8 protein-coding genes and 1 pseudogene are annotated in these 10127 nt (G+C 58.7%); 5 read left to right on the top strand and 4 right to left on the bottom strand.

Annotated elements, in window-relative coordinates; genetic code table 11:
- The 4 genes from RI563_RS10895 to RI563_RS10910 form a co-directional block, all read left to right on the top strand.
- Positions 1-819 (top strand): RibD family protein (locus tag RI563_RS10895; protein ID WP_310694412.1); only part of this gene is annotated, 819 nt, incomplete at its 5' end.
- Between the two features lie 111 nt (positions 820-930).
- Positions 931-1197, top strand: coding sequence for a hypothetical protein (locus RI563_RS10900; RefSeq protein WP_310694413.1), 267 nt, complete (start codon positions 931-933; stop codon positions 1195-1197).
- Between the two features lie 46 nt (positions 1198-1243).
- Positions 1244-2209 (top strand): MBL fold metallo-hydrolase, encoded by a 966-nt coding sequence (locus RI563_RS10905; protein WP_411293578.1) that lies wholly within the window; start codon positions 1244-1246, stop codon positions 2207-2209.
- 131 nt (positions 2210-2340) lie between these two features.
- The gene (locus RI563_RS10910; protein ID WP_310694414.1) at positions 2341-2736 is read left to right on the top strand and encodes a hypothetical protein; all 396 of its coding nucleotides are present in this window, start codon (positions 2341-2343) and stop codon (positions 2734-2736) included.
- Between the two features lie 29 nt (positions 2737-2765).
- On the opposite strand, the gene RI563_RS10915 is transcribed toward RI563_RS10910, so the two are convergent.
- The 4 genes from RI563_RS10915 to RI563_RS10930 are packed head-to-tail and all read right to left on the bottom strand — an operon-like array spanning position 2766 to position 8641.
- Complete coding sequence (locus RI563_RS10915) at positions 2766-3092, bottom strand: P-II family nitrogen regulator (RefSeq protein WP_310694415.1); 327 nt, start codon at positions 3090-3092, stop codon at positions 2766-2768.
- On the bottom strand, positions 3089-6205 hold the full coding sequence (locus RI563_RS10920; protein ID WP_310694416.1) for a DUF2309 domain-containing protein: 3117 nt from the start codon (positions 6203-6205) through the stop codon (positions 3089-3091). The genes RI563_RS10915 and RI563_RS10920 overlap by 4 nt, the downstream gene beginning before the upstream one ends.
- Positions 6202-6960 carry a hypothetical protein gene (locus RI563_RS10925; RefSeq protein WP_310694417.1) on the bottom strand — a complete coding sequence of 253 codons (759 nt, stop codon included), beginning with the start codon at positions 6958-6960 and terminating at the stop codon, positions 6202-6204. The genes RI563_RS10920 and RI563_RS10925 overlap by 4 nt, the downstream gene beginning before the upstream one ends.
- 1 nt (position 6961) lies before the next feature.
- Positions 6962-8641, bottom strand: coding sequence for an NADH-quinone oxidoreductase subunit L (locus RI563_RS10930; RefSeq protein WP_310694418.1), 1680 nt, complete (start codon positions 8639-8641; stop codon positions 6962-6964).
- A 765-nt stretch (positions 8642-9406) separates the two neighbouring features.
- On the opposite strand from RI563_RS10930, the pseudogene RI563_RS10935 reads away from it, so the two are divergent.
- Positions 9407-10127: pseudogene (locus RI563_RS10935) on the top strand (PAS domain S-box protein); the annotation flags it as partial.

The following is a 10127-nucleotide window of genomic DNA, read 5'->3' on the forward strand; positions in this document are numbered from 1 at the left end:
ACCCGCCTGTTTCCCTCCCGTGAGGAGGATGTCGCCCTGGAGGGACTGTATCTGCAGCATGCGCTGCATCGCGCACAGTTGCAGGAGACGCCGCTGGTCTACAGCAACTTTATCGAAAGCCTGGACGGGCGGATTGCGATTGCGCATCCGGAGACAGGGGAGAAGGGGGTGCCGGCGGCGATTACCAATCCGCGCGACTGGCGGTTGTACCAGGAGCTGGCGGCGCAGGCGGATATTCTGGTGACCAGTGCACGGTATGTACGGGATTTTGCGGCCGGGGAGGCACAGGATGCGTTGCCGCTGAGTGACGATCCCGCCTATGCGGATCTGCATGAATGGCGCAAAGCGCAGGGGCTGGCGCCGCAGCCGGCGGTGGTGGTGCTCAGTGCCAGTCTGGATTTGCCGCTGGAGGTGTTGTGCGAACAGCTGGATCGACCGGTGTATGTGGCCACCGGGGCACAGGCGGATCCCGAACGTATCAAAACGTTGCAGGCCGCCGGGGCGACGGTATTGATCGCCGGGCAAGGGCGCAAGGTGGAGGGCCAGGCGTTGATCGAGGCGCTCACCGCCGAGGGCTTTTGCTGCATTTATTCGGTCGCCGGCACGGCAGTGCTGGAGACGCTGGTGACGGCCGGGGTGATTAACCGGCTCTATCTGACCCAGGTCCACCGGTTGCTCGGCGGGGCCTCCTATCACACTCTGCTGGAGGGGCGGCTGCTCGATCCGCCGGTCGATTTTGTTCTCAACGCGCTCTATTACGATCAGGGCGATGAGGCATGCTGCAGCCAGTTCTTTTCCGTGTATGACGCACTCAAATAAGGTCTGGTGATCCGCAATTTGCCTGTATGGGTACGGGGACGTTTGGGCCTATACTATATAAACAGATAGTTTATCTTGCCGGCAGCTGTTGGCAGTGAACAGGAGGTCTCAATGAAATTACATGCGCTGGCACTGGGTCTGACTCTGGGGATTCTCTGGGGCGGGGCGATTTTGCTCACGGGCCTGGTGAATCTGATCTGGCCGGGGTATGGCGTCGCCTTTCTCGAGGTGATCGGCTCGATCTACCCGGGCTTTTATCCCGGTGGCGGGGTCGGCACGGTGCTGCTTGGTACCGTGTATGCTCTGGCCGACGGGGTGATTGGCGGGGTGATCGTTGCCTGGCTGTATAATGTGTTAGCGCGGAAATTTTCCGCATAAGGGAGAGAATAGCGTGCGTGGTCTTGTTGTATTGCTTCTGGCTCTGATGAGCGTTTCGGTTCTGGCCGAACCGGTCAAGACGCCCTACGGGGCGGTCAGTCTGCCCTTTGAATTACACAAGGTGCCGGAGGCGCCGGTGTATTACATTATCGGCAAGTCGGGCGTGCCCGATGCGGTGAACGAGGGGCATACCTCCAACGGCGGGTTCGTGGTGACCGACGAGGGCGTGGTGGTATTTGATGCGCTGGGCACGCCGGCGCTGGGCTACCGGATGTTGCAGCGGATCCGCGAGGTGACCGACAAGCCGGTCACACACGTGGTAATCAGCCATTACCATGCCGATCATATTTACGGCCTGCAGGCGTTTGACGAGCATGCCGGCAGTCCCGAGGTGATCGCGCAGCAACAGGCGCTGGGCTATATCGGCGGGGATCGCGCCAGCCAGGGTGAGGCGGGGCAGCAGCGACTGGAACAGCGCCGCCAGGCACTGTTCCCCTGGGTGGATGAGAGTACCTACCTGGTACCCCCGGATACGACCTTTGAAAAAACCTATAGCTTCGAGCAGGGCGGACTGACCTTCGAGGTGCGGCACATGGGACCGGCGCACGCGCCGGGCGACAGTATCATGCTGATCAGGGAACTCGGCGTACTGTTCAGTGGTGATGTGATCTACAAGGGCCGGATTCCTTTTCTGGACAGCCCGGATACAGATGTCGAACGCTGGCTGCAGGGGCTGGCCTATCTCGACAAGATGGACCCGACACCCCGCTTTATCATTCCCGGTCATGGCGATGCCTCTGACGATGTGCACGAGGCAATCGGTTTTACCCAGGGCTATCTGAAATACGTGCGCGAGAAAATGGGCGAGGCGGCGCAGAATTTTGTGCCGTTTGACGAGGCGTATCGCAATACCGACTGGTCAGACTATGAGGACATGCCGGCTTTCGACGCCAGCAACCGGGGTAATGCCTATCGCATCTACCTGGAAATGGAAGCGGCGTCCTTCAACTGACGCCGGTCGGTATGCTGGTTGCTGACTCCCTGCGCTTTGAGATGGCGAGTATGGTCGGGTATTCAGGGTGGTTAGTTATCGCGTATGCTGGATTATCCCGTGGGTTCGGGTGAAGATTGCGGGAGGTAATAATGGAAGGTATCAGCGACATCAGGATCTGCGGCGTTGACGAGACGCGCCCGCCGCGGATACGTAAAGAGCCCTATATCGACATCTATTTCAAACTCTCCCACCAGGCGCCGAAAGCCTGGTGCGAGGATTTCAATCGGCTGAACGCCAAAAAAGGGCATGCGGTCAAAATCGACTCGTCCCGGGGCCTGTTTATTGAAACCTGGGTTCGTCAGCCGGAAGAGATCCCGCCGCTGCTGGAGTCGCTCAAACAGGCCGTTACGGCCTGTAATGAACAATATATCAGGCGTATTGAAGAAGAAGCGCGTGCGGCAGCCAGTGCCAATGCGGCACCGGGTGATGAGGGAGAGCAGGGGCGCCTGAACCGGATTATTGCCAGCCTGAATTTTGAGGACTGAACGTCTGTGCAGAGCCCTGACCTCGGTTCTTAATCGCTGAACTTCACCAGTCGTGTTACCTGAATGTCGGAGATAAACACCACACCCGAATGCTCGTTGTAGAAGGGCGACAGACCTTCGAGTATCGGCTTAACCATATCTTCGGGCACCGCGGCGATGATCATGATCAGCACGTCATCTTCGTTGAACATCAGGTGCCCCTCATGAAAGCCGTGACTGCCTTTGCCGGAGAGGTTGTTGATAATGGTGTAACCCTTGACGCCGGCCCGATCCAGTACGTCGGTGGCAAAGCTCTGATGTTCGCCGCCAAGGATAATCTCGAGTTTTTTCAACGGGCTGAAGTTCAGGTTTTTCATGATGCAGTGGGCTCCGTGGGTTGTTCTTCCGGGTTAACGTCTGGTAATGACTGACTATGCCAGTCGTCCTGATCGTAGATATGGGCCGTGTTCTGATCCGGATCGATGATCAACAGTCGCACCCAGCCGTTACGCACCAGGTTCTTGATCGTCACTACTGCCTCGATGGCCTGACGGGCATGTTCGTAGGGAGCTTCGATGACGGTGATCAGCCGGATCGGTTGATGATAGGGCTGGCCCTGATCGAGCACGGTCTGGGCTGGCAGGCCGGTGCGCAGATCGCTGAGATTGCCGGTCATGACCCCGAAGCGCCCGGCCACGTTGTGATAGACCTTGCTGCCGCTGCCGAAGCGTTCGTTATCCACGGTGGAAAAATAGTGTTCCATGTTGATCCACTGGCCGACGACCAGCGGGCCGGTGAGGATGCTCTCCAGCAGGCGCTGTTTGGGATCGGCGCGATAATCATAGGAATGCAAAAACGCACGGCCTTCCAGTGACAGGTGCCGGGTCAGCTGACGGCGGCCGATGATGAAATAGGCGTTGCCGGACAGGCCCCATTCGGGACGCACCTGCGACCAGTCCATGGCGTTGCGCCGGGTATGGCGATTGGCTTCGGCCGGATCGCATTCACCCGCCGTCAGTTGCAGTTCGGGAAGGCGTTCCTGTGCGCACATTCTTGAGGCACCGGTCAGGCCGCTGCGCAGGCGATCGAGATAGACCACGTGCGAGGACGGCAGCCGATCGAGGTCGAACAGTTTGATCTCATCGGTGGTGGTGTCGTGCAGGGCCGGCAGGAACCAGGCATCGTCGGGGATCTCGATCCCCTGGGCACGCAGTCGCTGACGGACCCGGGGTTTGTTGCCCATCTGGGCCAGCGCACGGGCATTGATCAGTCCGTGATTGCCGCCGCAGGCGCCACAATCGAGCGCCGACTCATAGGGATTGTTCTCGGACGTGCTGCCGTGGCCGACCAGCAGGATGAAGCGGGAGAAATCCCGGTTCAGGCCGATCGAGTGCAGGGCCTGGCTGACGAAGTTGGTCTGCTCATCGAGACTGAATCCGATCCGCGCCAGCTGCTCCATTTGCAGCCGGGCGAAGGCCGGCTCAATCCGGTAGACCGAGCGCAGGCGCTGGATAAAGGCCTGTTCGGCTTCGTCACTCAGATTGACTGCTTCGCGCAGTGCCGGGGCCTGTGCGGCATGTCCCAGGGCGGTCTCACGCAGCTCACGAACCATGTCATCAGTCACCGCTTCGGGTTCGAGCTCGAACGCCTGCTCGACCGCTTTGGCTACAACCGCCCGCTGTACGGCGCGAACGATGGAATCGGCCTGTTCGCGATCCAGCTTATCGAGTAACAGGTGGGTCGCGGGTTTGTCGCGAAACAGGCGCTGGCGCCAGCGGTTATAGCTTTGCGGCATGAAGGTTTTGCCGATCATGTCGAAGCCGAACAGCATGCCGATGGCCTCGACGGTGACATACGGCGTGAAGACCGATTCCTTCAGCTCGTGCAGTACCTTTTCCAGCGCAGTGGTGGCGGCCACATCCTCCGGTTCCGTGGCCGTCATTTCCAGAACCAGGTTTTTCGGTTTGAGCAGCACCGGGCACAGATGGGTTTCACTGCCCTTGCCCAGTTCCATGAAGCTGATGGGCACGCCGAAGAAACCGGCGATGCCGAAGGTCTGATAATCTCCCGCGTGTTCCAGTTGACGGCGAATCCGCTCGGAGCGGGTGTCGATGCAAAACAGGGCCTGGGCAAAGGGGCGTTTGTCGCGCGGGGCCGGCGGGGTCAGATTGACTTCCCGCAGGACTGCATCCATGGCATGGGCCTCCATCGCGCGCAGCCAGAGCATGCCTTCCTCGCCTTCGAATTTTTGCAGCACCTGCATCAGTTCGGCCAGTTGCCCGGGTGTCAGGGTCTCGAGCGCGGCGCTCGCATCGGTCTGGGCCGCTAGCTTGCGCAGGCGGTCGGCCTGGTCTTCGGCGTCGTGGCGGCGTTTCGCTCGGACATAGTCGTCAAAGCATTGTTCAATGGCGTGGGCGCGCCCGCGGGCCAGGGTTTGCTCCACCCGTTGTGCGTAGGCGGGCAGTATGGCACCGCTGTGTAATTCATGGCGCAGCCAGGTTTCCCGGGGCCGGGTTTGAATGAGGGTCTCCAACGCGGGCCGATCGGTCGCGATCCGCTGGCGAGCGCGTTCGGCGAGCAGGGCGAGGCCCAGGGTCAGGCGTATCGCCAGAAAGTCGACCAGGTCGGCGGGATAGCGCTGGCTCCAGTAATAATGTTTGGCGTTGGCCCGCCAGCGAATGAAGCCGGCCCAGCCGTGCAGGCGGGACAGCTCGCGAGAGAAACAGCTGACCCATTTGTCCTCGGGAATGCCCAGCTCACTCATCACCGAGGCAATCACGCCTTCGGGGTGTTGTTCATTTTCCAGAATCCGCTCGATATGCAGACCGCGCATAAACAGCCGGGCGTTACGCAGGGCCAGCTCGCGCCAGGCGCTGAACAGGCCCTGCTTGCGACCGGGCATTTGCCAGACTGACTGACCCTCGTCGAAGAAATCGAGACAGCTTTTGATCACCAGCTCATCCAGCTCGGCACCGATCCCGGTACCATAGAGCCGGTCTACCGCTTCATATAACGGGCAGGCGTCCAGCAGGGTGTCACGCAGCGTCGCCGTCAGGGTGTCGGGATCGATCGTTGTCCCGGGTGGTTCCGTCTGCTGGATAACGGCCTGCACATCCTTCGCGTCGGCCAACGACGCAGCCCGCCTGATCGGTTGGTCGCTGCGGGTGAGTAATGTCATCAACCAGTGCGACAGATCGACGCCGGGAATCACCGGCTGCTGCGCCACAAACTCATCGATTCCGGCGGCCAGCGCACCCCGGTCGACCTTGTCCTGCGCCAGATAACGCTGGTATTCGTGCCGGGATAAAAAGCCCCGTCCATGAAACAGCTGCGAGCCGGTTTTCACCGCCTCGGAGAAGGGCAGATGTTCCAGGCCGTGCAGCGGGTTATGGTGAATGAACGAACGCATGGGCCAGAAAAACGGAATCGGTTCGCCGGCCACGTAGATCATGGTGCGAATTTTCAGTTGTTGTCCCAGGGGCAATGTCATAACAGGACTCCGAGGCCGTACAGTCCGCTCGCCACCAGCAGGGTTAATGCCAGCGCATACGCCCCGGTGGCGATGCGATTGAGATCGATTACCGCATCGGCTCCCGCCGGGCCGACGATGAGTCCCTGCAACAGGCGCGCCCCCGCCCAGCTCCAGAGTAACCAGACGAGGGCGACCCCGACGGCCAGCAGCGGCATGAGTGTGGCAGCCTGCATCACGGTGGCGAGCATGATGAAAAACGTGGGGAACAGGGGCGTGGCGATAATCGCCAGCACCACCAGCACGAGTATCGCGCTAAAGCGAGGAAGCGATTCGGCCAGGCCGCCGTAGAGGCCGGTATAGGCCGCGCCAAAGCGGCGTTCCAGCCCCGCGCCGAGCAGTGTCAGCAACACCAGGGGGGCACTGAAACCCAGCGCGAAAAGATGCAGTTGTAACATCGGCATATCACCCTGGCGCGCAATCCACAGCAGGGCCCAGGCCGAGGTGGCCAGAAAGCCGCTCCACTGTCCCACATCGCGCAGGGCCAGGGCGCGCAGGGCATACAGCGCGGCGGTGAACAGGGCCAGCGGAACTATCCAGCCAGGCACGGGACTGTCCAGCGTCTGCAACAGGAGCAGGCCGATCTGTGGCCAGAGCAGCAACAGCACTATGCGCAACAGCGCAGAGCGGCTTTTACCCAGCACAAAGTTGAAGCCCATGCTCAGCGGGAACAGTGGCAGGAACAGGCCGATCAGAAGATAGGCTCCGGTTGGCATATCAGATCCACCTCAACCAGAGATTGAGCCGTCCCGCGAAGGTCAGCAGGGCCCGGCTGAATCGGGTATAGAGATCGGTGAGATAAAACTCGCGCGAGATCAACGCATAGAACGACAGCCAGAGACGGCGGCGATACTGGCCTTTGTGGTTGCCGTTTTGATCGGTGAAGCTGATGATAATCCAGCCAAAAATGATAACCAGCGCAATCAGACCCATCAGCAGATCGAACCAGAACAGATCAAAGTCCGCCGCCGCATAGATCTGTTCGCGAAACGCCGGATCGGGATATAAAAACAGATCGAAGGCGTGACTGATTAACGTGTAGCCGAGTACCACCACGGCGAAAGAAAAGATACTCAGCGTAATCAGCCGGCGCAGATTGCGGGTCCGCATCCGGTAAGTGGTAAAGATCAGTTGCGCCCCGGTGATCCAGCCGAAGAACAGCAATACGATGGCACTTTGTTTCTGGAAATAATCTTCCGCGACCAGCCAGTGGGCGGCTACCAGAATCGTGATCGGCACCAGCAGGGTAATGGCGGCCATCAGTCGCCAGGGCACGCGCTGACGAACCGGGCGGCGTTCGACCACGAAGGTATACAGGTCCTCCTTGGGTACGCCATCGTCGCCGCGTGCGGCATGGATGACATTACCGGCGCCAAGAAACAGGGTGCCCTTGAACAGCCCGTGGGCAATCAGATGATAAATGGCCAGCGAGAAGGCGCCGATGCCGCACTCCATGATCATAAAGCCCATCTGGCCCATGGTGGAGTAACCCAGCGACTTCTTGATGTCGTTCTGGGTGAGCATCAGTACCGAGCCGATCACTGCGGTAACCAGGCCGACGATAAAGACCCAGTGCAGAATCTCCGAGCTATGCACGAACACCGGTGCGAAGCGATTGATCAAAAAACCGCCGGCATTGACGATTCCGGCGTGCATCAGCGCCGAGACAGGCGTCGGGCCGGACATGCTGTAGGGCAGCCAGGTATGCAGCAGAAACTGGGCCGAGCGGGCAAAAGCGGCCAGAGCGATGAGTCCCGCGACCACATCCATCAGCGGCCAGCCGAGCACCTGGTGGGGGCCCGGATCGGTGCTGATCTGTTCGAATATCGCCGGCAGCGAGCCGGTGCCGTAGGCCTGGTAGAGCAACACCGCGGCAATCAGCAACGGCAGATCGCCGATGCGATAGGTGATCTTGGTCCAGAACGCATAGCGATACGCATAAACATCCCGGGTATTCTGGCCGAGCAGAAAATAGAGCAGAACCCCGACAAGTTGCCAGGCGATAAGCAGGGTCAGCAGATCGCCGGCGGTGACCATCACCAGCAGCGAGGCGGTCATCAGATCGAGCAGCACGAAGAAGCGGCTGTAACCGACCTCTTCGGCCATATAACGCAGGGAATAAACATGCACGACCAGACTGATGCCGGCGATGACTACCGTCATCAGTGTACTCAGCGGGTCGAGCAACAGCAGCGCACCGGAACCGAACAGGCTGACGGTTTGCGGACCATGGCCGGCGATGACCATCCACAGGGCGGCGACGGACAGCCCGAAAGTGAGCATTGTCCCGGTGACACTCAGTCGCGCGACCCGCCGACCCATGCGAGAACCCAACAGATGAGTCAGCAAGGCCGAGAGGATTGGTAACCCCGGTATCAGTATGATGATCTGTTCCATCTGGTCTCTCACCTGTTACAGGACAGGGGCAGGACTTACCTGCAAGGGGAACCTGTAGCCTGGGTTATTGTTTTACAGACATATGAATTGCAATATTTTTCAAACCACCCGGAGTGGGATATCCACGTCAACGCCAGCCCAAGTCTATCGGTAACATTGATAAGTAAATATCGATATTACAAATGGGAATGATTGCCTATGAGCTATGTTTGGTCTTGGAATGCAGTAACGGGTAACTGATAAAACGACATTGCCGACATGGCCTGAAACAGTTGTCACCGATGTTGCCGACAGTCTGCGCCGTCGAGCTCAACCGGTAGCGGAATTTAAAATAGCTCTATCAACAAGGTGTCGGGGTATTAGGGAAAGTATAAGGTTGGCGTCGGCATGCACTTTGTTTGAGTCAATGAGACTTCAGTGTGGGCGTTATCGATTCGGTTTTATTGCCAAGATATTCGGACCTTGCAGAATCTTTCCAACAGCTCCGGCACTTCCGATTTGTGTCGATAAAACATTTTCCTGCCGCTGACCATGCCATGTTCGGCAGGGCTGACACCCTGGCCGGTTATGACGATTAATCCCACACGGAGCGGCTTTCAAGGGTTATAACCTGCAAACGAGAGGGTTTTTGCCGGTTTTTGATCAGGGTTTACCCTTACTTTTGAATGGAAATTAAAGGTTCACGGGGGGCTGTCGAAGTAATTATTAATAAGAGAAAGCTGTTGCGAAGATGTTTCTCTTTGTTATCGACAGAAGGAAGAGAATGTGGCTGACAGACAGCAGCTTGGCAGCGATCCGCAGCAGAGGGTCCGCTATCTGAGATTAATAGCAGGGCTTTTTGCTCTGGCCATACTGGCGGCGGCATTTACTGTGGCGGTGGTCCAGATTCAGTCCGGTGTCGCAGCCTATCTGTCTGGAGAAGCTGTTTGGTCCCGGGGCCAGATCAAGACGGTCTATTATCTTGAACAGTATGCGCGGACCGGGAATGCCGAAACGCTGAAGCGTGCGCGCCGCTGGCACGATATTCCATTGGGCGATCTCCAGGCTCGCAGGGCGATGGAGAATGAACCTTTCGACTATACAGCGGCTCGTGAGGGATTTCTGCGCGGCCAGTTTCATCCCTCGGACATTCCGCGCGTTATCGTATTGTTTCGATTTTTTTCCGATGCCCCGTATTTTCGTGACGCAGTGAGGGCGTGGCAGGACAGTGATCGGCAAATTCTGGAGCTGGAGGAAATTGCCGATGATTTGGCGCGCGAATGGCAGTCCGAAGAACCTTCCTCCCGGCGGCTGGGTGAGTTGAGGGAACAACTGGCCACGGCCAGCGACAAGCTGGGCGTACAGGCCACGACGTTTCGCAGTGCCATGACTCGACTTGCGCGAATGATGCCGACAATATTGTCGCTGGCAAGTATTGTATTCTTTATTATCTTTGGCGTTATCGCCATGACATTGATTCAGCGGCTGACCCGGGCGTTGCGAAGTT

It is taken from the genome of Thiohalophilus sp. (genome assembly GCF_031581315.1).
In the GTDB taxonomy this organism is placed as follows: Bacteria; Pseudomonadota; Gammaproteobacteria; order UBA6429; family Thiohalophilaceae; genus Thiohalophilus.